This window comes from Methylobacterium sp. PvR107 (assembly GCF_017833295.1).
In the GTDB taxonomy this organism is placed as follows: domain Bacteria; phylum Pseudomonadota; class Alphaproteobacteria; order Rhizobiales; family Beijerinckiaceae; genus Methylobacterium.
The window spans coordinates 5110785-5135078 of the sequence record NZ_JAFIBW010000001.1 but is presented as its reverse complement, the minus strand read 5'-3'; the positions used below and the strand labels follow the sequence as shown (position 1 = coordinate 5135078).

Below are 24294 nucleotides of genomic sequence, written 5' to 3'. Positions count from 1 at the left end.
CTCAGCCTCGACGTGGCATCCGGGCTGAGCTGGAGAATACTCCGATCGGCACGTGCGCGAGCGCCAATCCTGTCTCATCACGCACGACGAGCGTCCACGGGTGGTTGAGATCAGTGACACCGAGATCGTCCGCTATCTCGACGATGACGCTACGCCCGTCGGCCAGCGCTTGCTCCAGATCCTCGGCCTCGACGCCTTCGTCGTCCCGAATTGTCTCCTTGCCGTTGTCGACGTCGAAATAGAACCATCTGAGCATGCTTGCCCCCGATTGCCGTCACGAGAGAACATGACATTTCTCAATGCGAGCGACGCGATATTGAAGTACAAACTAATTTACTCTATAAAATGCACGCGGTTGTAGGTTGTTGAATGTCAGGATAGTCTTAGCACTTGGGTGACCGTCATGACAACATATGTAAATTCAAAATATGACGGGAATAGCCAAGCCGTACAATCGATAAATATAAGGCGGCATATCCGGAAGATGATACTCAGGACCATTAGTCAGGAAAATCAGAATAATCACGAGGCTGCAGGCTTTGACGCTATACTCGATGCCGCCCTCTAGCAATTCCTGACCGGGTATCAGGAACAATCACTTGACGCTCGACGCGTGAGTAGCCCGCCCGGTCCGCCGGTGCGGGCTTTTTCCACTCTGCGCCGGGTCATCGCAGGCGCTGCAACGGACCGTTAACCTCGTCGCGTCAGGGTCCCGCTGCGATCAGTCGAGGGGGCTGAGCAGCGGCAGAGCAGCACCGTTTCGGTACACCGGTGCGGCCTCGCCGTAGCAGTCGCGCAAAGCCCGCCCGGTTTGCCGCGGCGGGCTTTTTTTATGCCTATCCGTCAGCGATCAGGCCCCTGCTCACGGCAAATCGGATCACATCAGCTTCTGTCATTGTGAAATCGCCCATTTGCCAGTGCTGAAAATCGTCCCCACACGGCGTCACGAGGATCCCGTGGACCCGCAGGGCCGCCGCAGCCTCCAGGACGTGAGCAAAGCGCTTGGGCTGTGTTTTACTCGCCCGACGGCGGAGCCAAGTGAACACGTGTAAGCGCATTCTAGTCGAGGACATCATCTGCCATCGCGATCAGGTTCTGTTTGAATTCAAACCCTATTTTTCTTGCGGCTTCTAAATTAATTACCAGATGGTATTGCCTTGGTTGGTATATCGGAATATCGGCCGGCTTGTCACCTTTCAAGATCCAAGCGATCTGATCTGCCGCTCGGTTCCATATGTCTGAAATATCTAAATCATGAGCCATAAGTCCGCCTTCATTAACGTAGGCGCGATACGGGTAAAGGGCCGGGAGTTGGCTATCTTGCGCGAGGTTGACTATCAACTTTCCATGCGTCCGGTTTTCCGCCGCGCTACTCACTAATATTGCATCCGCTCGTTTTGATACCTCAGAAAATGCTCTTATGTAATCAGCTTCGCCATGCGGATTTTCAACGGGCGGTCCGACCAACTCAACGTCTGTTTTTTCTGCCGCGGCCTTGACCCCAATGCCGACTGCTGTCGTCCACGTGGAGTCGGGAGCGACGTAGAATACCTTGGTCATTCTTGGCAGGGCTTCCTTCAAAATTGCCATGCGCTTGATCCAGATTTCGATACCAGGATCCACTGAAGCGCCAGTTATATTCCCGCCTGGATGCGATAGGGAACCAACTATGCCATATGCAACCGGGTCGCTCATCACACCAACAATCGGAATGGTGCTTGTCAGCTTCCTCAGGTGCGAGACCGTCTTGCCGCTAATCGCAAGAATGACGTCGGGCTTGGTTGCAACAACAATCGACGCGAGTTCTCGAAGTTTCTCTGTTGATCCTAACGCTGAATAACGGGTTATCTCTAGGTTCTTTCCTTCAAAATACCCAAGCTTCTCAAGATGCTCAAAGGCGTGCCCGACAAGATTGTCACTGTGTATGGTCAAATTTTCCAAGGGCTCTGAGGGATGCAAGACGGCAAGTCTATGAACCGTTGTAGCCTGAGCGCCAAGTACACGACTGCACGATGCTACGTAGAGGGACCCAGAAGCCAGAAACTCGCGCCGCTTCATTTCTTGGCTGCCAAATCTGTCGATTCGTTCGCCCTGAAGCTATCATGAAGTCCGCTGAATTGCTCCAGCGAGCGAACGCGCTGGCCTTCCTCGACCAGTTCGGCACCGAAGCATGCCGGCTGGAATGAACCGCGCCGCAGCTGTTCGGCGTCCATCCGCAGCATGGCTTCCTGCGCGTGGAATATGCCGGCGTTCTGATGGTGAACGGGCGGCCGGTTGTCGCCGTCGAGCCGAACCGGATCGTGTTCGACCGTTTCAGCGGCCACCGGACAAATCCGGGTCAGACCTGGGGGCCGCCAGTCTGGGAGTTCGCAGCTCGCGCTCGCTGATGCGCCGCCTCAAATCCGCCCTGTCGCACTCGCCTTTACCGATGATGCGCTCTTTGATCCTCGCCAGCCTCATAGCCGCTCTGCCGGCCGTCGCTCTCGCCGGCGATCTCCTGACGGACGGGCCCGTGTCCGCTGGTGGATTCGGAATGAGCGGAGCGGACTACTACGGCGACGTCCGCAGCCACATGCCCTTCACCGGGGAGCCTCCACCGCGGCCGCTCGGCATCGCTGACGTGAACCGCGTTCGGGCAGCTCGGCACCGGTCCGAAATCGCTTCTCGGCGGCATACGCACCGCCGCATCCCTCAAGGCTGACGCCGACGCCACTGCGCCTCATTCGCGGACGCGTGCTGCGTCTTCGTGGCGATCAGCAGATCGAGGTGGACGATGGCCGATACGTGGGTCTGCATCGCGCGGACGTCGCTGATACTCTGCCCGATCTGCCAGCGGTGCCAGGAGCGCAGGTCCGAGAGCGCCTCACATGCGGTGGCAGATCGCTTCAGTCTTCACCATCCGCGCTCGTGGCACGGAACCGCGTAGCCTGGTCGCCGACGCGCGCGATGCAGCGATGACGCTCGGCTGGGTCGCGGACCATGGCGAACGCGCTGAGAAGCGCCGCGACGGCGTTCTGCATGGCCCCGGCGGTTTCCGAGCCCGTTTCCTGCTCGTGGAAGGCTGACACCAGCACGCCGAGTTCGGCAGCGATGCGCTCAAGGATACGGGCGACGTCGGTCTGCTGTCCCATATCACACCCTGACATCGTTGCTCAGCGCTGTCCCTAATTCAGGACAATACCCGAGGCCTTCGGACCGATTTGCGCGGCGAGGTGGCGGCCGATCAGCATGAGCGCACGCGCAAACGCGTGCTGTCCGTCGTCGTCGCCTGCGGCTACCGCAGCCTGATGGGCAACGATCAGGTCGTGGATCGTCTCTTGGAGGTCGCTCTCATCCTTTCCGAGGATGGCCACTGCCTGGAGAACTGCGCTAAGCGGCCTTGATGGTGCCGTTCCGGATTTCACGGCCTGCAGATTGGCGAGCTGTTCACGGACCGCGGCCTGCGTTGCCCGGGCGCGGTTAAGCTCATCAGCGAGGGCTTTCTTCGTCACAGACAGGCTCTGCCGTAAGGCAGCGCTGGTCGCCCGGAGTTCGCGGGCTCTGGCTACCGCTGCTTCGACTGAGACGCGGTAAACTGGGGACCACGCTCGGATCTCGGTCATGTATAGCCTCCGGGCTTGAGCGTGCAGCCCAGGAACCGGGGTTGTCAAACTCGACTGTCCGCCGATCCGTATTTCCAGAGGCACCGCGTAACCGGGGGCACCACAGTTAGACCTGGGGCTGGCCGGTCTGAGAATTTGCGGCGAGAGGCAGGGCAGCGTAGCGACTGGCCGGGCCAAGGCCCAGAACTAGGGTCGCTCAGCCGGTTCAGCGGATGCCCGGCAGCCCTGATCGAGAAGGTAAGTCACGCTTGCGAGTAGAGCCGCCTCGTGTTGAAGGGCGCCGCGGTTTAGCGTGACGGTTGTGGCGCACCGGTCGGCGCCGTCCAGCGGCAGGGCGCAAGCCGCTTCGCTGCTGCCGGCAAGCACGATCCGCCCATCTTGGGCCGTGCCTTCGCGCTCGAAGGTCCCGTAGAGTCTGCTGAAGTTGATCCTGTAGCCGCCGACCCTGTTCGACATGATCGAATAGGAGCAGTGGTTGATTCGCGTCACGATCACTGCGCCGTCGTCGCCGCCGGACAGCAAGGCGCGGTCTGCCGACAGAACCTTGAGCCTTGTCGATGTGATCGGCAGCGCATGTCTCAAAACGTAAGCCGCCTGAGCGAGCGTGCGGCTATCGCGGCGGCTGACAGCTTCTGCGGGTGAGGCCAGACAGAGCGCCAGAGACAGGTGAACGAGAACCGTGCGCATCGCGGCAGAATATCGGCTGCCGCATGGCTGTCGAGGCACGATGCTACCGCTTTTTTCATGGCTTGGCGGCTGGGTCGCCGGTCTGGGCGTTCGCGGCGCGACGCTGAGTACCAGCTTTCCTGCAGGCTCGCGGCGAATCGACCAGCCCGACCCGGCATGCTTCGGCATCTCACCGGAACGGAGGATGGGGCTAAGCTGGCGGTCCTGTTATAGATGGGCTCCGAAACCCCGATAGGGGGCCTCGCTCATGTCTCTTGGTAAGCGCGACCACGCTCGCTCGGCTCAGCGCTGGTCCCAGCCTGAACGATCACCGGCCTCGTGCCGCGGGCGTGAGCACTGGGTCGTCCGTTGGATCGGCGCTGCCAAATTTCGCCGCTCAAGGCCGGTCACAGCCGCTCCGATCGAACTGCCCGGCGCTGAGATCATTCCGCTGAGCTGGGCCGATACCTTCGGCCGCCCGATGCGTAAGCTCCCGTCCCGCCTCTTCCCCAGCGTTGGAGTCTTGGTGCCACTGCTGTCGATCTGAGGTCAGCGGATCGGCGGCTCACCTGTGCGGGGCCGCAGATCTCGCTCCACTTCTACGCTGACCGGCGCGCACCCGGCACGCCAAGTCCGATCGCTTTAGCCAGAGCGGAACGCCGTTCGGCGTAGCTCGGGGCCACCATCGGGTAATCGCTGGGTAGATCGAACCGTTCGCGGTAGCTGCGTGGGTCGAGCCCGTGCGCTGAGAGATGGCGCTTGAGCGTCTTATAGATTTTGCCGTCGATGAAGCTCGTTATGCCGTCATCTTGGACCGACTTGCGGATCTGAACCGCGCCTGGTTTCTTGACCTCGAAAGCCGAGGCAGTCGCGTCAGAAATGCCGCCGGAGGCCAGTCCCGAGATCGCGGCATGCACGCTGTGGATCAGCTTCGGAAGTTCAGTGACTGGGACGGGATTGCGAGAGACGTATGCGGAAACGATCCCGCCAGTCAGCTCTATGATATCCGACGCGCGGTCAGGTGTTCCTGTAGTCACTTCGCTGCACTCTTAGGGGATTTCCACTTACAAGCTATGGCCATCGCGAAGAGATGGCAACTCAAAATTTCAATCACACTGACGATCGGCTATGACGATATTGCTCTGCCAAGAACTCGATATTTGATCGGCCTGCGAGCGCGCTAGGGCAGGTTTTGTCTGAAACCGTACCGAAACCACTTCCATCGCTCGGGTTTGTCCGGCGAAGGAAATTAGGTGGAGGCGCGGGTGCCGCGTTACTTCTTCAACGTCCACGACGGCCGCAGCGAGATCGACACCGAAGGCACGGAGTTGATCAGCCATGACGCTGCGCAACTCACGGGCGTGCAGCTCGCCGGAGAGATCCTGAAGAACGAGGCGCGCCGCCGGATGCTCGGCGGCACTTGGCATCTCGAGGTTCTCGACGAAGCCCGTGTTCTCGTCTGCCGCATCGATGTGAGCATCAGCGCCCCGATCACGGACGCTTAAGCGGCGCACCTTCGGCCCCCTGGTCCGCTCGCCGCCGCTTCGTCTCATCCTCGGCCGCGTGCTGCTTCTTCGGGGCGATCAGCAGGTCGAGGTAGGTGATGGCCTGCTCGTGAGCCTGGATGGTGCGTATGTCGCTAAGCGCCTGCCCGATCTGCCAGCGGTGCCAAGCGCGCATGACGGCCAGCGCCTGCAGGTCGCTCTCCGCCTCGGCGGTCACTCGGCGCTCGCTGGAATCCCGAGCACGATCAGCAGCTCGCGGCCAGTCCGTGTCAGGTGCCACGCGCGCCGGCCGGTCCTACCACGGGTCGCGCGCTCCTCGACGTAGCCGAGCTCCTGAAGCACCGGCATCACAGTCGGATAGGCGTCGTGCCGGAGGCCGCCTGGGTTCTCGGCGACAGCGCGCAAGGCTTCGAGGTGACGGCCGCGAATCGGCGCGGTCGGTTCTGAGGGCATGGCCCTCGGCTATTGTAGGCCTCCAGGCGAGTCCATCAGTCCCAATCGGATAGCCAAAGCCAAAAGGTCGCTGTCGGTCAGCACTTCGCCGTCGACCAGCCAAAGCTCGGCATCCACAAGCCAGAGCATGACGTCTTCAGCCCACGGCTCGACGATGCGTCCGCTCGCACTCAGCGCCTCGACGGCTTCGAGGACCGCGTCGGCTTCGTCGCTCATAGTTATGCAGACGCCACGATCATCCGGGCCCGCGCCTCCATCAGCCGCTCGTCGTCCGTGCGCATCGGCATGTCGGCGAGGACCTGTTCGGCGATCTGCCGCGTGAGGGCTTTATCCAGGCCGAGCCCATCAGCGAAGCCCTCAAGGCGCTGTATCATGCGCTGCACCTCGGGGCCGTGAGGCGCGAAGTTGCTGTTCGCGAGATCGGCCATGGCCTCACCCTTCACCGGATGCGCCAGAAGGATCGCAATGTGTACCAACCCAGAACAGACCGTGGGGGATTCCGTGGGTGGATTTGGCGACCCAAGGTCCCCACGTGCACCCTCCGTTCCGCATCGGCTTACTGGCTGATGTGATGCTCTCGGCGGCAAAACCCTTGTAGATCAAGGGCTTTAATGGTCGGAGTGGCGGGATTCGAACCCACGACCCCTAGTCCCCCAGACTAGTGCGCTAACCGGGCTGCGCTACACTCCGACGCCGCGAAGGCCCGGCGCTCTTAGCCTTCACACTCGCCCGGTGCAACCCCTTCGACGGTCACCTTCGTGTCCGAGGCTCTGGCTCTCGCTGCTCCGGGCCGTTACGGGGTTCGCCATTCCCCCCTTTCCGCTCGAGGATCATGACGCACCGACCGATCGCCTTCGATCTCACCCGCCTCGTCACGCGCCTGCGTCATGCGAGCCCTTCCGGGATCGATCGCGTCGACCTCGCCTACGCACGCGCCTTTCTCGATCGGTCGGGGCCCGGTTTCGGCGTCGTTTCGACGGGACTCGGACCGCGCGTCCTCGACCGCAAACAGGCGCTCGCCATCGTCGAGGCCGTGGCCGCCGGCTGGGTCGAGGACCGGGATTCTGCCTCGGATCCGGTCTACCGGCGGCTGGCGGCGCGTTGCGGCGATCCGCATGCGGCGGCCGGTCCGACGGCGCAGGTGCCCGGCACGCGGATCGCCGCCGCCGAACGCCGCCGCATCCAGGCGCGCACCACCGCCGACATCGCGATGCGCAGCCGCCCGGTCGCGGCCCTGCCGCACGGCACCCTCTATCTCCACACCTCCCACCTGCGCCTCGACAACCCGCGCCGGTTCGATTGGCTCTACACCCGCCCGGATATCCGCGCGGCCTTCTTCGTCCACGACCTCATCCCGATCACCCACCCGGAATACGGCCGGGCCGGCGAGGCCGACCGCCACCGGGCGCGGATGCGCACCGTCGGCCGCCACGCTGCCGCGATCCTGGTGAACTCGATCGATACCGGCGAACGCACCCTCGATTTCCTCGCGGCCGAGGGGTTCGGGCGACCACCCCTGGCGGTCGGCCATCTCGGGGTCGAGGCCGCCTTCGGTCGGACCGGTCCCCGGTTTCGGGCCGATCGCCCCACCTTCCTGGTCTGCGGCACGATCGAATCGCGCAAGAACCACCTCCTCCTGTTCCAGGTCTGGCGGCAGCTGGCCGAACGCCTCGGCGCCGCAACGCCCCGCCTCGTCGTGGTCGGGCGGCGCGGCTGGGAGGCCGAGAGCGCCATCGACATGCTGGAGCGGTGCCCCGGCGTGCAGGCGCACGTGATCGAGGTCACCGGGCTCTCGACGCATGGTCTCGCCGCGCTGATGCGCAGCTCAACCGCGCTGCTGATGCCCTCGTTCACCGAAGGCTACGGTATCCCGGTGGTCGAGGCCGCGGCCTCCGGCCTTCCGGTGGTCGCGTCCGACATCCGCGTCCATCGCGAGATCGCCGAAGGCTTCGCGCTGTTTCGCGACCCGCTGGACGGGCCGGGCTGGCTGGCGGCCATCGAGGCTCTGGCGCGCCCGGGCTCGCCGCTGCGGGCGGAGCTGGCCGGGCGTCTCGACGGCTACCTGCCGCCGGACTGGACCGCCCATTTCGAAGCCGTGGGACCGACACTCGCCGCGCTCTGACCGCCGCCGCGCGGCGACAGACCTCCGAGTTGCGCCTTCCTACCCTGACGAATAAGGAAAAGCGTCAGTCCGCAGATCACGCGGAGACCGGGCGGAATGGAGATCCTGCCGATGCAGGTGGTCGACCTCGATCGCGAAGCGATCAAGCGCGGGCTGAGCGAGGGCTCGATGCTGGTGATCGATGTGCGCGAGCCGCACGAATACGAGGCCGGACACATCCCGGGCGCCGTCTCGCATCCGCTCTCCAGCTTCGATCCGCAGGCCGTGGCCGCACTGATCGCCGACGATGGGCGGCGACCCGTCTTCTCCTGCGCGTCCGGGGTGCGCTCGGTTCACGCGCTCATGGCGGCGCAGAATGACGGCGTCGCGATCACCGAGCACTACAAGGGCGGCTTCAAGGATTGGTACGGCGCCGGCGAAACGATCGAATAGCGTGCCGGAACAATCCGGGTCACGGCCCTGTGATGTGCGCTCGCGCACAAGCAACATCGTTTCGTGCGGGTTAGGGCGCCCCAGCGGCGGAACAATCGTCACGCTCGGCGCGACCGATGGGTCGGCCAACCGACAGCAGGACCCGATGCGCAGCCGGCTTTTCAGCCTTCTCACCGTACTGTCAGGACTGGCCGCCGGCGTGGCGGCGGGGCCCCTCGCGACGCCGGCGCAGGCTCAGGCCCCGGGCGGTCCGCCCCCCAAGGTGACCGTGGCGAAGCCGGTCGTGCGCCAGATCGTCGAACAGGATCAATATACCGGCCGGTTCGACCCGATCGACTTCGTCGAGGTCCGCGCCCGCGTCACCGGGTATCTGGAGAAGATCAACTTCACGGACGGCCAGACCGTGAAGAAGGGCGATCTCCTGTTCGTCATCGACCGCCGCCCCTACAAGGCGGCGCTGGAGCAGGCCCAGGCGGCGCTGGCCTCAGCAAAGGCTCGGCAATCCTTCTCGCAGACCGATCTGGAGCGCGCGCAGACCCTGTCGCGCAGCGGCAACATCTCCGAGCAGGTCACCGACCAGCGCCGGCAGGCTTCGCAGACTGCGCAGGCCGATGTCGACAGCGCCCAGGCCGCCCTCAACAACGCCCAGCTGAATTTCGACTTCAGCGAGGTGAAGGCGCCGATCAACGGCCGGATCAGCCGGCGTCTCGTCACCGAGGGCAACATCGTCAGTGCCGACCAGACGATGCTGACCACGATTGTGTCGCTCGACCCGATCTATTTCAGCTTCACCGTCGACGAGAAATCGTTCCTGAAGTACCAGAGCAGCCTCGGCATCGGCATGGGGCAGACCCAGCAGGGCAAGGGCGTGCCGATCCTGATCGCCCTCTCCGGTGAGCCGAAGCCGACCCGCAAGGGTACGCTCGACTTCGTCGACAACCGCGTCGACAACGCCACCGGCACGATCCTGTTGCGCGCCACCGTCCCGAACGGCGACCTGTTCATCAAGCCCGGCCTGTTCGGCATCGTCGCAATGCCGGCGACCAAGCCGTTCCAGGGCGTGATGATTCCCGACGAAGCGGTGGCGGCGAACCAGGACAAGCGGATCGTCTACATCGTCGGCCCCGACAACGTGATCCAGCAGAAGGATGTGGTGCTGGGACCCAAGGTCGACGGCTACCGGGTGATCCAGTCCGGGCTGAAGGGCGACGAGACCGTCGTGGTCAATGGCCTCTCGCGGGTGCGGCCGGGCGCGAAGGTGGCCCCCGACACGATCGAGCTGCCCCCGAGCAAGACGTGAGCCGGACCGGCTCGATACGACTGCCTTCGTGCGCGCTGAACGGCGCGCCCCGCACCGACGACGCAGGGCCCCGGCCGGGAGACCGGCGGGCCTCAGAGGTTTGACCGATGCGTTTCGCCCATTTCTTCGTCGACAGGCCGATCTTCGCGTCCGTCACGTCGATCGTGTTCCTGATCCTCGGCTTCGTGGCCTACGAGAGCCTGCCGGTCTCGCAGTACCCCGAGATCGTACCGCCGACCGTGACCGTGCGCGCCTCCTACCCGGGCGCCAACGCCGAGACCGTCGCCGCCACGATCGCGACGCCGATCGAGCAGGAGGTCAACGGCGTCGACAACATGCTGTACATGACGTCGTTGTCGACCAACGACGGCAACATGCTGCTGACCGTAACCTTCAAGGTCGGCACTAACCTCGATATCGCCAACGTGCTGGTGCAGAACCGGCTCTCGGTGGCCCAGCCCCGCCTGCCGCCGGACGTGCGCAACCTCGGCGTCACCGTGCGCAAGGCCTCGCCCGACCTGATGCTGGTCGTCCACCTGCTCTCGCCGAACAAGACCTACGACCAGAACTACCTCGCGAACTACATCTACCTGAACATCCGCGACGAGCTGCTGCGCCTCGACGGCGTCGGCGACATCACGATCTTCGGCGGCAACGAATACGCCGAGCGGATCTGGGTCGACCCGAACAAGCTCGCCGCCTACGGCCTCTCGGTCACCGACGTCACCACGGCGCTGCAGGAGCAGAACGTGCAGGTCGCGGCCGGCCAGCTGAATGGCCCGCCCGCGGCCAAGAGCGAGGCGTTCCAGCTCGTCGTGCAGTCGCAGGCGCGGTTCAAGACGCCCGAGCAGTTCGCCGAGGTGATCATCAAGGCGCAGGACGGGCGCCTTGTCCGGGTGAAGGATATCGCCCGCGTGGAGATGGGCCAGAAGGACTACACGACCAATTCCTACCTCAACGACACGCCGGCGGTCGGCATCGGCGCGTTCCAGCGGCCGGGCACCAATGCCCTCGACGCGGCGGCGTCGGTCAAGAAGGTGATGGAGACGGTCAAGAAGAACTTCCCGCCGGATGTCGAGTACCGCATCGCCTACAACCCGACCGAGTTCATCGAGGAATCGATCCAGGAGGTCTACAAGACGCTGTTCGAGGCGGTCGGCCTCGTCGTCATCGTGGTGCTGGTGTTCCTGCAGAGCTGGCGGACCGCGCTGATCCCGGTGATCGCGATTCCCGTGTCGCTGATCGGCACCTTCGCGGCGATGGCGGCCTTCGGCTTCTCGCTCAACAACCTGACCCTGTTCGGGCTGGTGCTCGCCATCGGCATCGTGGTCGACGACGCGATCGTGGTGGTGGAGAATGTCGAGCGCAACATGGCCGAGGGCCTGTCGCCGGGCGATGCCGCGCACAAGACCATGGACGAGGTCGGCGGTGCGGTCATCGCCATCGCGCTGGTGCTCGCGGCGGTGTTCGTGCCGACCGCGTTCATCCCGGGAATCTCGGGCCAGTTCTACAAGCAGTTCGCGCTGACCATCGCGGCCTCGACGCTGATCTCGGCCTTCAACTCGCTGACCCTGTCGCCGGCGCTCTGCAAGCTGCTGCTGGTGCCGCACCACGCCCGCAAGGAGCCGAAATTCTTCCTGACGCGGTTCGTGGCTTGGCTGGCCAACGGCTTCAACCGCGCGTTCGACGCGACCTCGAATGCCTATGGCCGGACCATTCGCGTCCTGACCGGCGGGATCGTCGGCTTGGGCGTGATGCTGCTGATCTACGCCGCGGTGATTGCCGGCACGCTCCACCTCGCGCAGACGACGCCGACGGGCTTCATCCCGGACCAGGACCAGGGCTACCTGATCGGCGTGGTCCAGCTCCCCTCCGGCGCGTCCCTCGACCGCACGACGGACGTGATCCTGCGCGCCGCCAAGCAGGCCCGTACGGTCGACGGCGTGGCCAACGCGGTCATCATCGCGGGCTTCGACGGCGCGACCTTCACCAACACCACCAATGCCGGCGTGATGTTCCTGACCCTCAAGGGGGCGAAGGAGCGCGCGAAAGTCGGTCGGAGTGCCGCCGTCATCACCGGCGACGTGCTGAAGGCTACCTCGGACATCCAGGAGGCCCGGGTGATCGTGATCCCGCCGCCGCCCGTCCGGGGTCTCGGCAGCGGTGGCGGCTTCAAGATGCAGATCGAGAGCCGGCAATCGTCGGAGATCGGCCCGCTGATGGCCGCGGCCGGCGCGGTGATCGGTCAGGCGAACCATAGTTCCGACGTGCAGCGCGTCTTCACGACCTTCGACAATTCGACGCCGCAGCTCTTCCTCGACATCGACCGCACCATCGCGCGGATGCTGAACGTGCCGCTCGCCAACGTGTTCTCATCGGTCCAGGCGGATCTCGGCGGCACGTACGTCAACGACTTCAACACCCTGGGTCGCATCTATCAGGTGCGCCTGCAGGGCGACGCCGCCTTCCGCACGTCGATCCAGGACATCTCCCAGATCAAGGTGCGCTCTTCCACCGGCGCGCTGGTGCCCATGGGCACGCTCGCTTCGGTCCGCGACGTGACGGGGCCGCAGATCGTGCAGCGGTTCAACCTGTACTACTCGGTCCCGGTGCAGGGCGTGGCCAAGCCCGGCATCTCGACCGGTCAGGCGCTCGACGCCATGGAGGAAATTGCCAAGAAGAACCTGCCCGAAGGCTATTCGTACGACTGGACCGAGATCGCCTATCAGCAGAAGGCGGCGAGCGGCACGGCGGGCGCGGTCTTCGCCCTGGGCGTGCTTCTGGTCTTCCTCGTGCTGGCCGCGCAGTACGAATCCTGGGCCCTGCCGCTCGCGATCCTGCTGGTGGTGCCGACCGGCGTGCTCGCGGCGCTCGCAGGCGTGCAGTTCCGCGGTCAGGACAACAACATCCTGACCCAGATCGGCCTCATCGTGCTCATCGGCTTGGCTGCCAAGAACGCGATCCTGATCGTGGAATTCGCGCACGACATCGAGCAGCGGGAACATCTGGGCCCGGTCGACGCGGCGGTGGAAGCCTGCCGCCTGCGCCTGCGCCCGATCCTGATGACCGCCTTCGCGTTCATCCTCGGCACGCTGCCGCTGGTCATCGCCACCGGCCCCGGCGCCGAGATGCGTCAGGCGCTCGGCACCGCGGTGTTCTTCGGGATGATCGGCGCGACCTTCTTCGGCCTGTTCCTGACGCCGGTCTTCTACGTGGTGATCCGGCACCTCTCGATCTGGCTCGGCCGGTTCCGGAAGAAGCACAGCCACGGCGACCACGGCGACGCTGCGCCCGCCCACGGCTGACGCGCCGCGTCGCTCCGGAAAGCCCGCCCGATCCTGCGAGGATCGGGCGGGCTTTCGCGCGACGGGCGGGTGCGCCCGGTGTAGAGGCTGTCCGGCATGCACCTCCTCGGCCGCCTGATCCTCGGGGCCTTCGCCCTCCTGCTCGCCGTCCCGGCGGGCTTCGCCGTGCTGATCCTGGCTCTGCTGGTCGATCCGGCCGCCCAGGCCTGGCTGACCGGCGGGGCACTGGCCGGCCTCGACATGGCCCTGTCGGACCTGTCGGCCGGGCTGCCGCCGGAAGGGGTGGTTCTGTTCGTCGCCGGCCTCGCCAAGGCGCTGTTCGTCCTGCTGTTCGTGCCGCCGGCCCTGATCGGCCTCGGCGGCGAGGTCCTCGGGCGACGCGGCCTGGTGTGGTACGGCGCCGGCTGCGGCCTGTTGACCGCCGCCCTCCCCTGGCTGACCCGCGGCGCCGTCCGGGCGGGGGGCGTTGCGCGCGATGCCGGCCTTCTGGCCGCTGAGGCGCGCCTGACGCTGATCCTCTTCGTCGTCGGGGCGAGCGCGGGGCTGGTCTACTGGCTCGTGGCTGGGCGGGGCGCCGGCCTCACCAGAGACCGCCGCTGGACCGAGGGCGCCTGAACAGCCCGGCGACGCCGCCCTTGGCCCCGGACGGGCGGGCGCGCTACAGGGGATGCCCACGATACGGTTCCCGATGCTCGCCCTGCGCTCCCTCGCCTTCAACATCTGCTTCTACGCCGTGACGACGGTCCTCGCCCTCGGCGGTCTGCCCATGCTGGTCTCCGGCCGGTCGGTGCTGCGGCTGGCTCGCGCCTGGGGGCGGATCACCCTCTGGCTGCTGCGCGTGGTCGCCGGCATCCGGGTGGAGTTCCGCGGGCTGGACAACATCCCGCCGGGGCCGCTGCTGGTGGCGGCGAAGCACCAGTCGGCCCTGGAGACCCTGGCTCTCTGCACCGTGCTGCCGGACTTCACCTACATCCTGAAGCGGGAGCTGCTGCTCATCCCGCTGATCGGCTGGTACCTGTCGCGCAGCGGCATGGTGGCGATCGACCGATCCAAGGGCACCCGGGCCATGAGCCTCATGAACGCCGCCGCCGGAGAGGCGATTCGGCAGGGGCGCCAGCTCATCATCTTCCCCGAGGGGACCCGCCGCCCGGTCGGGGCGGCCCCGGCCTACAAGCAGGGCCTGTCGCATCTTTACACGGCGCTGCAGGTTCCATGCGTGCCGGTGGCACTGAACACCGGCCTGTTCTGGGCCCGCAACAGCCTGCTGCGCCGTCCGGGTCTGGCGGTGATCGAGTTCCTGCCGCCGATCCCGCCGGGGCTACCCAGGCAGGATTTCCAGGCGTTGGCGCAGGAGCGCCTCGAAACCGCATCGAACGCCCTCGTCGCGGCGGGACTCCACGGGCTCGCTGCCGCAGGTCACGCGGTCCCCGCACCCGAGGCTTCGGCGGCGGCCGCACCGCGCCGCTGACCTGCTCACCCTAGCCGGCGCAGAGCCAGCCCAACCGGCTTGTGGATAGCGGGCGTAACTCCCACATCCCTCCCAAGGAACGTCGTGCTTGACGCCTGTGGATAGTGCGCGCTAGGTTGGAACAAATGGCGAACAGAAGAGCCCTGTCCTGGTCGGCCGCGCTTCGCGACCTGAAGGACGATCGCACGCGGAGGCAGGATGTGCGTGAAGAACGCCTCAAGACGACGGCGGGCCTGCGCGGCTCGCCCGCGCTTCCCCTCTCGGCTTGGCGCGGCCGCTCCGGCCGGCGCTACGTCGTGGGTGTCCATTCCGCCGGAGGCTTCGACCTCGACGAGATGGCGCAGGCCGTGGTGATCGCGGTGCGCCGCGACAAGGCCGGCATGGCCGAGATGGTCTCGGTCGCCAGCTCCAGCGAGAGCCCGCGCGATCACCTGCGGCGGACCTGGCTCGACCGGGTGCGCGGTCGGGGAGCGACAGAGATGCACGTGCACCGGCTCGCCGAGAACGAGGCCGAGCGGGTGGCGATCGTCGAGGACTTGCAGGTCGACAGCGTCGAGCCGGCGCAGGTCTGACCGGAAAAGCCGGAGCGGGTAGGCCGATCGCCGCCCGCTTCGGTCGACCGGGCACAGCGCTGCCCCAGTTTTGCCCCTTGCGTGGCCTCAAGCCGGGGCCGCGATGTCCCTGCGGGGATCGGGTCGGGGAGCGGAGCGCATGGTGCAGGATCGGACGCGGCCGGACGGTATCGCTTCAACGCCGCCGGCGCAGGGCGTACGGCGTTCCCGCCTCGGGCTGTTCCTGCCCTACATCCTGCTCGCCCTCGTGGCGATCGGATGGTCTGCCGGCTGGTTCTGGATCCGCGCGCGCGCCGCCAGCGAGATCGATGCCTGGATCGCCCGCGAGGCGGCCGCCGGCCGCACCTGGACCTGCGCCGACCGCTCCCTCGGCGGCTACCCGTTCCGCATCGAGATGCGCTGCAGCGCGGTGACCCTGGAGCGCGCCGACGGGCGGTTCCGGCTTGGGCCGAGCACCGCGGTCGCGCAGATCTACCAGCCCCGCCTCGTCGTGTTTGAGAGCGCCGGCCCGTTCCACGTCGAGCAGGGCGACCTGGTCGGCGACGCCTCCTGGAAGGGCCTGCAGGGCAGCTTTCACGGCGCCGCGGAGGGATTTACCCGCGCGTCGCTGGTCGTCGACAACCCCGACATCACCGTGACGGGCGCGGAGCCCGGTCCCATCGCGGTCGCAAGCCGGCACCTGGAGCTGCATGCCCGACCGACGCCCGGCCGCTACGGATCCGACGGCGCGGTGGATGTAAATCTGCGTCTGACCCAGGCGGCGGTGCCGCAGTTCGACGCCCTCACGGGAACCCGCGATCCGGCCGATCTCGCTCTGGACGTGACCCTCACGCAAGCCGCTGTGCTGCGCACTGGAACGGTGGCGCGCGAGCTGGAGCGCTGGCGGCAGGCCGGCGGCGCCCTGGAACTCACCGGGGTCTCCCTGGCGAAGGGCGACCAGCGGGTGCAGGCCAAGGGGAACCTCGCCCTCGACTCCGCCCATCGTCCGGCGGGTCAGATCGATCTGCGGGCGGCTGGCGTCGACGCCCTGATCGGCAGCATCGTCGGCCAGCGCTTCGGCTCCGACAGAGGCGCGTTGGTCGGTCAGCTGGTCGGCGGTCTTCTGGGCCTCGGCCGACGGCCGGATGCGGAGACACCGGTCGACGGTGCGCCCCTGAAGGCGCTGCCGCCGCTGCGGCTGGTCGATGGAAGGCTCGTCTTCAGCGGCTTCCCGATCCCGAACGTTCACGTGCCGGCGCTGTACTAGAACCGCTTCCGATCGCTTCCGGCCACGGGAGACGCTGCATCGCGCGCGCCAGCGATCCCTTCAGCCCCCTTCGAGGCCCGCAAGCGCCGGCACCTCAGGATGGGGGGAAGCGATGGGACGAGCCTTCTCCGAAGGGGCCTGTGACCTGTCACGACGCGATCGGGCATGGCTCCCGTGGTCCGTGCTTGACGCACGCGACCTGATTGCAAGCGCCGCGACCGATGACGGCCGTTCGGGCCGCGCAGCACCCCAGGCAGAACCGCGTAACGAGCGTGTCGACCCGAACGCGGCGTCGTTCCTTCTTCGCGACCAGGTTCAGGCCATCCGCTCGACCCATTGCGCCCGGGACGGTCCCGGCTCGAACGCGTCGCCGAAATACTGCGTTTCCCGGATGACCTGCCCGTCCAGAAACTCCATGATGCTCACGGTGTAAGACGGTTGCCCGTCATACGTGAGAACATATTCGGTAATCCAGACGCCGCCTGCACCGATGATCCGCCGCACCGTGAAGCGTTTTCGATTCGGTTGGGCAGCGCGCGCGGATTGGATGTTTTGCCGCCCGCGGATGCGCTCGCCGGATTGCGGGTACTCGAGGACTGCCTCGTCCCGATAGATTTCATGCTCTTGATCGAAGTCGCCTAGGTCGGATGCGGCCCAATGGCGATCCAGAGCCTCTCGAATCTCTTGATCATCCATAACGAGCCTCCTCAAGCATGCCCGGAAACCTTGGCCCACCATAGCACGCACTTGTCCCGGCGCAGGCTGCTGGCCGAAGTGGGCGAGCCATCTCGGCGCGCGACGGCGCTCCGGCGGGACGCTGCCCTGCGGCGCGGAGGTCCTGATCGGCAACACGGAATCCGCTATAGGAAGCACATGGCTTTCGAGACCATCGTCCCGACCCGCGTGAAGATCTGCGGGCTCAGCACCGAAGCGACCCTGGCCGCCGCCCTCGAGACCGGGGCGGATTGGATCGGGCTGGTCCACTTCGCGCGCAGCCCGCGGCACGTCAGTCTCGCGCAGGCCGCCGCCCTGTCGGCACTGGCCCGCGGACGGGCCGAGCGCGTGATCCTGCTCGTCGATCCGGACGACGCGCTGGTGGCGGCAGCCGTGGCGGCAGCTGATCCGGATCTGATCCAACTCCATGGGCGCGAGAGCCCCGCGCGCGTCGCGGCGATCCGTGCGGCTACGGGCCGTCCGGTGATGAAGGCGCTCGGCATCGCGACGCGCGCAGACCTCGCGGCCGTGCCCGCCTACGCGGCCGTGGCCGACCGGATCCTTCTCGACGCGAAGGCGCCGGCGGGTGCGGCACTGCCGGGCGGAAACGGCCGCCGCTTCGACTGGGAGCTACTGCGCGGCGCCGATCTTCCGGACGGCACGATGCTGTCGGGCGGGCTCGACGCCGCCAACGTCGCCGAAGCCCTGGCCGATACGGGAATACGCGCCGTCGACGTCTCGTCAGGGGTCGAATCAGCGCCGGGCATCAAGGATCCTGACAGGATCGCGGCCTTCGTGGCGGCCGCGCGGGCAACCCGCTAGGCTTTCGGGAGACGCGGGCGGTTCATGAACGGCGCCTTCCCCACGCGTGACGAGCTGCCGGCAGGCCCTATCGCGGCGCCGGCAGGGCGGCGCGGCCCGTATTCGGGACCGTGTAGGGGCTGGCGGTCTCGCTCTCCGGCGCGTAGGTCCGCAGCCGGGTCGCCTCGCGCTCGTACCGGACCGCCTCACGGCGATGGTAGCGCGCCCGGGCGCGGGTCTTGCCCTGGCCGAGCCAAGTGAAGATGCCGCCGACCACGATCCCCAGCGCCACCGCGCCGAACAGGATCGCGTAGAGCGGCAAGGCGACGCTGAAGACCGGCGCGTCCGCGTTGAACGGATCGAAGGAGAGCTGCACCGGCGCGCGATTGGCGACCGCCAGCAGGATCACCAGAGCGGCGATCGGCAGTAGCACGAGGCTCTTCAGGAAACGGATCATCGCGCTCACAGGTCCTTCCTATTCGGCGGCCGAGGCGCTCTCGCCGATGCCAGCGGCGTTGAGGCGCTGGCGCATCTCCTTGCCGGTCTTGAACACCGGGATCGCCTTCTCGGACACGGCAACGGCCGCGCCCGTGCGCGGGTTGCGTCCCCGGCGCGCCTCGCGACGCTTCACCGAGAACGCGCCGAAGCCGCGCAGCTCCACCCGGTCGCCACGAGCCAGCGCGTCGGAAATGGTGTCGAGGATCGCGTTGACCAGGATCTCCACGTCGCGTTGGTAGAGATGCGGGTTCTGCTCGGCGATCTTGAGGACGAGCTCCGACTTGATCATGGCGTCTGGTCTTCTCGCGGGATCTGGCGGGCTGCGGAGAGCGGACGTTCAGGGAGCCGGGCGCCAGAGCGCCAGCAGCCCGCCCTGCGCGGCCTGTGCCTCGGAGCCGACGGCTCGGAGCCGGGCCGCAAGGCCGTCGAGCCCGAGGAGATCGGCGCCGATGCCGGCCGCGGACCACAGGGAGAAATTGCTCTCGGTCGAGGGCTTCCAATCCTTGATCGGCAGGTCCTTCTGGACGCCGCGGGCGCTCTCCAGCCACGCCGCGGCTTGGCGCTCGCTGCCGAGCTCGTCCACCAGCTTCAGCGGCACGCTCTGGCGGCCGCTGAAGACGCGGCCATCCGAGACGGTGGCGAGCTGGCCCGGATCCATGCCCCGCCGTTCGGCCACGAGGCCCTTGAACCACGCGTAGGTGTCGCCGACCACCGCGGCGAGCGCCGCACGCGCTTCCGGCGAGGTCGGGGTGAAGCCCGACGGCTCGGCCTTCAGCGGCGACGACTTCACCGACTCGACCTTGACGCCGACCTTGTCCAGGAGACCCGACACATCCGGGTACTGGAACAGCACGCCGATCGAGCCGACGAGGCTCGTCTCGCGCGCCACGATGTGGTCGGCCGCGATGGCGGTGATGTAGGCCCCGGAGGCGGCGGTGCCGTCGACGAAGGCGACGATCGGCTTCTTGGCGGCCAGCGCCCGAAGGTTGCGGAAGATCTCCTCCGAGCCCGTGGTCGTGCCGCCGGGCGAGTTGATCGAGACGATCACGCCCTTCACGGCAGCCGCGTCGCCGACCCGCTTCATCAGCTTGGCGGTGGCCTCGCTGCCCGCGATGAAGCCCGAGACGGAGATGCGGGCGATCTGCGGCCGCACGGCGAAGCCGCCCTCCGCGCCGGTGCGGACCCGGTAGCCGACGGCGCCGACGGCCACGATCAGGCCACCGATGCCGAGCACGCGCCAGAGAGACAACCTGCGGCGCAGGCGCCGCCGGTCGATCAGCAGTTCGGCGTCGGCTGCCATGCTGTGCCTTCCCCTGAAGCCCCGGCCGCTCCCCTCGACGGGGTGCGGGAGCCACGCTCCCGCGCCGGGCAAGTCCTTGGTTTCCTTCGGCTCACTCGGCCGGAGCCGAGCGAGGCCGGTGTTCTAAAGCATTTACCGCGGGCGTGGATATGGGGCGGACGAAGAAAATGACGGGGTGGCCCGCCCCTGTCGCCTCGCAGGGGCCGACCCGACCTGCGATCCGCCATCAACAACCTTGAATTGTCGCGCCAAAAAAGAACCCGCGCAGGACGGTGGTCCTGCGCGGGTTCCTGGAATTTCGGATCCGCCGCCCGGACGAGCCGGGCGGCAGAGAGGCGTCTTACTCGTCGTCGGAGCGCTTCTTGTTGAAGGCGGCGCCCAGGATGTCGCCGAGGGAGGCACCCGAATCGGCCGAGCCGAACTGGGCCATCGCCTCCTTCTCCTCGGCCATCTCGAGGGCCTTGATCGAGACCTGCACGCGGCGGGCCTTCCGGTCGAACTGAACGACGCGGGCGTCGAACTTCTCGCCGGCGGCGAAGCGCTCGGGGCGCTGGTCGCCGCGGTCGCGGGCGAGCTCGGCGCGACGGATGAAGGTGGTCATGTCGGTGTCGACGATCTTCGCCTCGACGCCGGCATCCTTCACCTCGATCACCTCGCAGGTGACGATCTGACCCTTCTTGATCTCGCCGGCCTCGGCGAAGGGGTCACCGCCGAGCTGCTTCACGCCCAGCGAGATCCGCTCCTTCTCGACATCGACGTCGAGAACCTGGGCGCGGACCATGTCGCCCTTCTTGAACTCCTCGATGACCTGCTCGCCGGGACGGTTCCAGTCGAGATCCGACAGGTGGACCATGCCGTCGACATCGCCCTCGAGGCCGATGAACAGGCCGAACTCGGTCTTGTTCTTGACCTCGCCCTCGACCTCGGAGCCGACCGGGTGCTTCTCGGCGAAGCCCTCCCAGGGGTTCTGCAGGGTCTGCTTGAGACCGAGCGAGATGCGGCGCTTGACCGGATCGACCTCCAGGATCTGAACCTCGACCTCCTGGGAGGTGGAGACGATCTTGCCCGGATGGACGTTCTTCTTGGTCCAGCTCATCTCGGAGACGTGGATCAGGCCCTCGATCCCCGGCTCCAGCTCCACGAAGGCGCCGTAATCGGTGATGTTGGTCACGCGGCCCTTGAGCTTGGCGCCCTCCGGGTAGCGGGCGGCGATGCCCTCCCACGGATCGGCCAGAAGCTGCTTGATGCCGAGCGAGATGCGGTGCGTCTCATGGTTGATCTTGATGATCTTGACCTTGACCGTCTGGCCGATGGTCACGACCTCGGACGGGTGGTTCACGCGGCGCCACGCCATGTCGGTGACGTGCAGCAGGCCGTCGATTCCCCCGAGATCGACGAAGGCGCCGTACTCGGTGATGTTCTTGACGACGCCGTCGATGACCTGACCTTCCTCAAGGTTGGCCACCAGCTCGGAGCGCTGCTCGGCGCGGCTCTCCTCGAGCACCGTCCGGCGCGACACGACGATGTTGCCGCGGCGGCGATCCATCTTGAGGATCTGGAACGGCTGCGGGGTGCCCAGCAGCGGGGTGACGTCGCGGACCGGGCGGATATCGACCTGCGAGCGCGGCAGGAACGCCACGGCGCCGTCGAGGTCGACGGTGTAGCCGCCCTTGACCTGGTTGAAGATCGTGCCGGTGACGCGGTCGTTGTTCTCGAACGACTTCTCGAGCTTGACCCAGCTCTCCTCGCGGCGCGCCTTGTCGCGCGAGATCACGGCTTCGCCCAGCGCGTTCTCGATCCGGTCGACGTAGACCTCGACCTCGTCGCCGACCTTCAGCTCGCCTTCCCGGCCGGGGCCGGTGAATTCCTTGAGGGCGACACGGCCTTCCGTCTTGGCGCCGATGTCGATGACGGCCACGTCCTTCTCGATCGCGACGACGCGACCCTTGACGACGGAGCCTTCGGTGATCTCGTGTTCGAGGAAGCTCTCCTCGAGGAGTGCGGCGAAATCGTCGCGGCTCGGGCTGCGCCCCAGAGCGGTACCTGCGGACATTCTCTCTCCTGAACGGCCTCCGGCGGAGGCCCGTTGCGTCGGCGGCTCGCGTTGCAGGCACCCTCGCTCGCCGCGGCCTCCCCGGAGTCTTTCGGGAGAAGCGACCGGTCCCGTGGGAGCCGGCTTGCCGACGCGTCGATACGGATGACGAGGGCGGTCCAGCCGGCGGCCCGGCGGGCGCAACGATGACGAGCGCGCGAGAGCGGATCCGGGAGGACGCGCGTGCCATACAGCATCGGCCCTGCGACTTCAACCGAAGGGGTGCGTTCGCGCCGCTGCGGAAGAGGCGTCCGCGGCGTGTTACCGCTTTTGCCCGCCGCCCTTGCCCGCTACCGTGCGGGCGCGATACCTCTGGCGGCAGACACGAGGGCTTCCGGCAACGGCGACGTGATCCTGCTCGTCCAGCAGGGCCATCGCTTCGCCGATCGCGTGGCGCACCGGGGTCAAAGACGGTGCCGGCAGGCGGAAGCCGATCGATGTCCGGTCGGGAGGAATGAACGTGCTGCGCTTCCGTCTCCACCGTCCGGCTGAAGCGTGTCGGCCGCGGTCGTCCCATCTGGTCGGGCGGCCCGGGGCCTGAAGCGCCGATGCCGACCGGACGACATTCACCGTTGGAGATGCTGGCGCGCAAGCTCGACAGCATCACATTCCTGGCCGATTCGGATCGGACCGCGATCCTCGATCTGCCCCACACGGTTCGGAATCTGCCGGGCCGCCACGATATCGCCCGGTTCCGCGACCGGCCGAGCCAATGCTGCCTCGTGCTCCAGGGCTGGGTCTCGCGCTATGCGGCTCTGTCGGAGGGCGGCCGGCAGATCCTGTCGTTCTATATCGCGGGCGACATGCCGGACCTGCAGAGCCTGCACCTGCATCAGATGGACCACAATCTGGCTACCCTGACGCCCTGCACCATCGCCTTCATCCCGCACGACGCCCTGCGCCGGACCCTCCGGCGGCACCCGGATCTCGCGGATGCCCTGTGGCGCGATACCCTGATCGACGGGGCCCATTACCGCGAACGGATCACCAGCCTGGGCCGACGTCAGGCGCTCGGGCGCGTCGCGCACCTGTTCTGCGAGCTGTATCTCCGGCTGCGCGCGGTCGGACTGGTGAACGGCCTCAGATTCTCCCTGGCCCCGAAGCAGGCGGAATTAGCCGATTCGCTGGGCTTGACGAGCGTGCACCTCAACCGGGTCTTGCGCACCTTGCGGGCACGCAAGCTGGTCACCCTCAGCAGCGGGGTTCTGACGATCGAGGATTGGGATGCCCTGGTCGCGGTGGCTGAGTTCGATCCGACCTTCCTTCACCAGGGCAACAACGCGCCGGCCGTCCGCGAGACGGCCGAACCCGCCTAGCCGCATTCAGCCGCCCTCAGGCTGCGCGGGCCAGGGGCGCGGCTGCGCCCTCCACTTCGTCGGTATGGACGTCGAACCGAGCGAGGTGCGCGGCGCCGAAGCTCGTCGTCAGGGCGCAGTCGGTCGCGTCCCGTCCGCGGGCCATGACGATGCGGCCGATCCGCGGCCGGTTGTGACGGGCGTCGAACGTGTACCAGCGCGGGCCGTCGGGTCCGTCGAGATAGACTTCGAACCACGCCGAGAAGTCCATCGGCGCGGGATCCTTCGGCACGCCGATATCGCCGAGATAGCCGGTGGCGTAGCGCGCCGGGATGTTCATGCAGCGGCACAGGGTGATCGCCAGATGCGCGAAATCCCGGCAGACCCCGACCCGCTGGGTGTAGCCGTCGAAGGCGGTGCGGGTTGCGTCGGCCTGCTGGTAGTCGAAGCGCAGATGCGCGTGGGCGAAGTCGACAATCGCCTGGACCCGCGCCCAGCCTTGCGGCGTGCCGCCGAACAGCGACCATGCGACGCCCGAGAGCTTGTCGGTATCGCAGTAGCGCGAGCCGAGCAGGTACATCAGGACATCATCGGGCAGATCCTGCACGGCGCGCTGGCGCGCGCTGGGTGCCTGATCGTCCGGGAGGCCGCTGTCGGCGATCGTGAAATCGGCCGCCATGGTGATCCGGCCGCCCGGCGCGACGATGCGCGTGCAGGCATTGCCGAATTCATCGACGTGCTGGCGGGCGGGGATCGGCGGATCGAACGTGATCGTCTCCGGGGTCACGAGATCGCTCCGGCGCTCCGGACGCACGTTCAGGAGCAGGTTCATCGGCGTCGGGCCGACAGTATCGAGGGCGATCGAAAAACCGGTGCGAATCTGCATCGTCGGGAACCATGTCGTAAACCGCCGCTCGGCTGGG

28 protein-coding genes and 1 tRNA gene are annotated in these 24294 nt (G+C 66.8%); 11 read left to right on the top strand and 18 right to left on the bottom strand.

Annotated features, from left to right (window positions below; all coding sequences use genetic code 11):
- Window position 1: 1 nt before the first annotated feature.
- From JOE48_RS24370 to JOE48_RS24340, 7 genes are all read right to left on the bottom strand, one after another.
- A complete protein-coding gene (locus tag JOE48_RS24370) occupies window positions 2-256 on the bottom strand; it encodes a DUF6894 family protein (RefSeq protein WP_210033574.1) in 255 nt (84 codons plus the stop codon).
- A gap of 803 nt (window positions 257-1059) precedes the next feature.
- Window positions 1060-1941 carry an ABC transporter substrate-binding protein gene (locus JOE48_RS24365; RefSeq protein ID WP_210033573.1) on the bottom strand — a complete coding sequence of 294 codons (882 nt, stop codon included), beginning with the start codon at window positions 1939-1941 and terminating at the stop codon, window positions 1060-1062.
- Between the two features lie 113 nt (window positions 1942-2054).
- Entirely contained in the window at window positions 2055-2324 is a 270-nt protein-coding gene (locus tag JOE48_RS24360) for a hypothetical protein (RefSeq protein WP_210033572.1), read from the bottom strand.
- A 561-nt stretch (window positions 2325-2885) separates the two neighbouring features.
- Window positions 2886-3131, bottom strand: coding sequence for a hypothetical protein (locus tag JOE48_RS24355; protein WP_210033571.1), 246 nt, complete (start codon window positions 3129-3131; stop codon window positions 2886-2888).
- 33 nt (window positions 3132-3164) lie between these two features.
- Window positions 3165-3491, bottom strand: coding sequence for a hypothetical protein (locus tag JOE48_RS24350; RefSeq protein WP_210033570.1), 327 nt, complete (start codon window positions 3489-3491; stop codon window positions 3165-3167).
- A 297-nt stretch (window positions 3492-3788) separates the two neighbouring features.
- Window positions 3789-4289, bottom strand: a complete 501-nt coding sequence (locus tag JOE48_RS24345; RefSeq protein WP_210033569.1) for a hypothetical protein — start codon at window positions 4287-4289, stop codon at window positions 3789-3791.
- Window positions 4290-4867: 578 nt separating this feature from the next.
- Complete coding sequence (locus JOE48_RS24340; RefSeq protein WP_210033568.1) at window positions 4868-5305, bottom strand: MucR family transcriptional regulator; 438 nt, start codon at window positions 5303-5305, stop codon at window positions 4868-4870.
- 216 nt (window positions 5306-5521) lie between these two features.
- Here JOE48_RS24340 and JOE48_RS24335 point away from each other — a divergent pair, with 216 nt between their 5' ends.
- Window positions 5522-5773 (top strand): DUF6894 family protein, encoded by a 252-nt coding sequence (locus JOE48_RS24335; protein ID WP_245252945.1) that lies wholly within the window; start codon window positions 5522-5524, stop codon window positions 5771-5773.
- On the opposite strand, the gene JOE48_RS24330 is transcribed toward JOE48_RS24335, so the two are convergent.
- From JOE48_RS24330 to JOE48_RS24310, 5 genes are all read right to left on the bottom strand, one after another.
- Window positions 5760-5990 (bottom strand): hypothetical protein, encoded by a 231-nt coding sequence (locus JOE48_RS24330; protein WP_210033567.1) that lies wholly within the window; start codon window positions 5988-5990, stop codon window positions 5760-5762. The genes JOE48_RS24335 and JOE48_RS24330 overlap by 14 nt on opposite strands.
- Window positions 5987-6226 (bottom strand): hypothetical protein, encoded by a 240-nt coding sequence (locus tag JOE48_RS24325; RefSeq protein WP_210033566.1) that lies wholly within the window; start codon window positions 6224-6226, stop codon window positions 5987-5989. The genes JOE48_RS24330 and JOE48_RS24325 overlap by 4 nt, the downstream gene beginning before the upstream one ends.
- A 9-nt stretch (window positions 6227-6235) precedes the next feature.
- Window positions 6236-6442 carry a hypothetical protein gene (locus JOE48_RS24320; RefSeq protein ID WP_210033565.1) on the bottom strand — a complete coding sequence of 69 codons (207 nt, stop codon included), beginning with the start codon at window positions 6440-6442 and terminating at the stop codon, window positions 6236-6238.
- A 2-nt stretch (window positions 6443-6444) separates the two neighbouring features.
- A complete protein-coding gene (locus JOE48_RS24315) occupies window positions 6445-6654 on the bottom strand; it encodes a hypothetical protein (protein ID WP_210033564.1) in 210 nt (69 codons plus the stop codon).
- 184 nt (window positions 6655-6838) lie between these two features.
- A tRNA-Pro gene (locus JOE48_RS24310) sits at window positions 6839-6916 on the bottom strand.
- A gap of 142 nt (window positions 6917-7058) precedes the next feature.
- Between JOE48_RS24310 and JOE48_RS24305 the strand changes: the two genes are divergently transcribed.
- The 8 genes from JOE48_RS24305 to JOE48_RS24270 all read left to right on the top strand — a co-directional run bounded on the left by JOE48_RS24305 (window position 7059) and on the right by JOE48_RS24270 (window position 16671).
- Complete coding sequence (locus JOE48_RS24305; protein ID WP_210033563.1) at window positions 7059-8348, top strand: glycosyltransferase family 1 protein; 1290 nt, start codon at window positions 7059-7061, stop codon at window positions 8346-8348.
- Between the two features lie 111 nt (window positions 8349-8459).
- Window positions 8460-8780, top strand: coding sequence for a rhodanese-like domain-containing protein (locus JOE48_RS24300; RefSeq protein WP_210036023.1), 321 nt, complete (start codon window positions 8460-8462; stop codon window positions 8778-8780).
- 145 nt (window positions 8781-8925) lie between these two features.
- On the top strand, window positions 8926-10080 hold the full coding sequence (locus tag JOE48_RS24295) for an efflux RND transporter periplasmic adaptor subunit (protein WP_210033562.1): 1155 nt from the start codon (window positions 8926-8928) through the stop codon (window positions 10078-10080).
- A gap of 107 nt (window positions 10081-10187) precedes the next feature.
- Complete coding sequence (locus JOE48_RS24290; protein ID WP_210033561.1) at window positions 10188-13385, top strand: efflux RND transporter permease subunit; 3198 nt, start codon at window positions 10188-10190, stop codon at window positions 13383-13385.
- A 96-nt stretch (window positions 13386-13481) separates the two neighbouring features.
- Window positions 13482-14000, top strand: a complete 519-nt coding sequence (locus JOE48_RS24285) for a hypothetical protein (RefSeq protein ID WP_210033560.1) — start codon at window positions 13482-13484, stop codon at window positions 13998-14000.
- A 73-nt stretch (window positions 14001-14073) separates the two neighbouring features.
- Window positions 14074-14853, top strand: a complete 780-nt coding sequence (locus JOE48_RS24280; protein WP_210036021.1) for a 1-acyl-sn-glycerol-3-phosphate acyltransferase — start codon at window positions 14074-14076, stop codon at window positions 14851-14853.
- 125 nt (window positions 14854-14978) lie between these two features.
- Complete coding sequence (locus JOE48_RS24275; protein WP_210033559.1) at window positions 14979-15425, top strand: hypothetical protein; 447 nt, start codon at window positions 14979-14981, stop codon at window positions 15423-15425.
- A 139-nt stretch (window positions 15426-15564) separates the two neighbouring features.
- Window positions 15565-16671, top strand: coding sequence for a DUF2125 domain-containing protein (locus tag JOE48_RS24270; protein ID WP_210033558.1), 1107 nt, complete (start codon window positions 15565-15567; stop codon window positions 16669-16671).
- A gap of 315 nt (window positions 16672-16986) precedes the next feature.
- On the opposite strand, the gene JOE48_RS24265 is transcribed toward JOE48_RS24270, so the two are convergent.
- A complete protein-coding gene (locus JOE48_RS24265; RefSeq protein ID WP_210033557.1) occupies window positions 16987-17367 on the bottom strand; it encodes a nuclear transport factor 2 family protein in 381 nt (126 codons plus the stop codon).
- A 177-nt stretch (window positions 17368-17544) separates the two neighbouring features.
- Between JOE48_RS24265 and JOE48_RS24260 the strand changes: the two genes are divergently transcribed.
- Window positions 17545-18207: a phosphoribosylanthranilate isomerase gene (locus JOE48_RS24260; RefSeq protein ID WP_210033555.1), complete on the top strand. Its 663-nt coding sequence runs from the start codon at window positions 17545-17547 to the stop codon at window positions 18205-18207.
- A 67-nt stretch (window positions 18208-18274) separates the two neighbouring features.
- On the opposite strand, the gene JOE48_RS24255 is transcribed toward JOE48_RS24260, so the two are convergent.
- The 4 genes from JOE48_RS24255 to rpsA all read right to left on the bottom strand — a co-directional run bounded on the left by JOE48_RS24255 (window position 18275) and on the right by rpsA (window position 22037).
- Entirely contained in the window at window positions 18275-18643 is a 369-nt protein-coding gene (locus tag JOE48_RS24255) for a LapA family protein (RefSeq protein WP_210036018.1), read from the bottom strand.
- Window positions 18644-18661: 18 nt separating this feature from the next.
- Window positions 18662-18973 carry an integration host factor subunit beta gene (locus tag JOE48_RS24250; protein ID WP_091785957.1) on the bottom strand — a complete coding sequence of 104 codons (312 nt, stop codon included), beginning with the start codon at window positions 18971-18973 and terminating at the stop codon, window positions 18662-18664.
- A 48-nt stretch (window positions 18974-19021) separates the two neighbouring features.
- Window positions 19022-19984, bottom strand: coding sequence for a signal peptide peptidase SppA (gene sppA / locus JOE48_RS24245; RefSeq protein ID WP_210033553.1), 963 nt, complete (start codon window positions 19982-19984; stop codon window positions 19022-19024).
- Between the two features lie 340 nt (window positions 19985-20324).
- Window positions 20325-22037, bottom strand: a complete 1713-nt coding sequence (gene rpsA, locus JOE48_RS24240) for a 30S ribosomal protein S1 (RefSeq protein WP_210033551.1) — start codon at window positions 22035-22037, stop codon at window positions 20325-20327.
- Window positions 22038-22624: 587 nt separating this feature from the next.
- On the opposite strand from rpsA, the gene JOE48_RS24235 reads away from it, so the two are divergent.
- Window positions 22625-23392 carry a Crp/Fnr family transcriptional regulator gene (locus JOE48_RS24235; RefSeq protein WP_210033549.1) on the top strand — a complete coding sequence of 256 codons (768 nt, stop codon included), beginning with the start codon at window positions 22625-22627 and terminating at the stop codon, window positions 23390-23392.
- A 16-nt stretch (window positions 23393-23408) separates the two neighbouring features.
- Here JOE48_RS24235 and JOE48_RS24230 read toward each other — a convergent pair whose 3' ends face one another.
- Window positions 23409-24257, bottom strand: coding sequence for a transglutaminase-like domain-containing protein (locus JOE48_RS24230; protein WP_210033548.1), 849 nt, complete (start codon window positions 24255-24257; stop codon window positions 23409-23411).
- Between the last annotated feature and the right edge of the window lie 37 nt (window positions 24258-24294).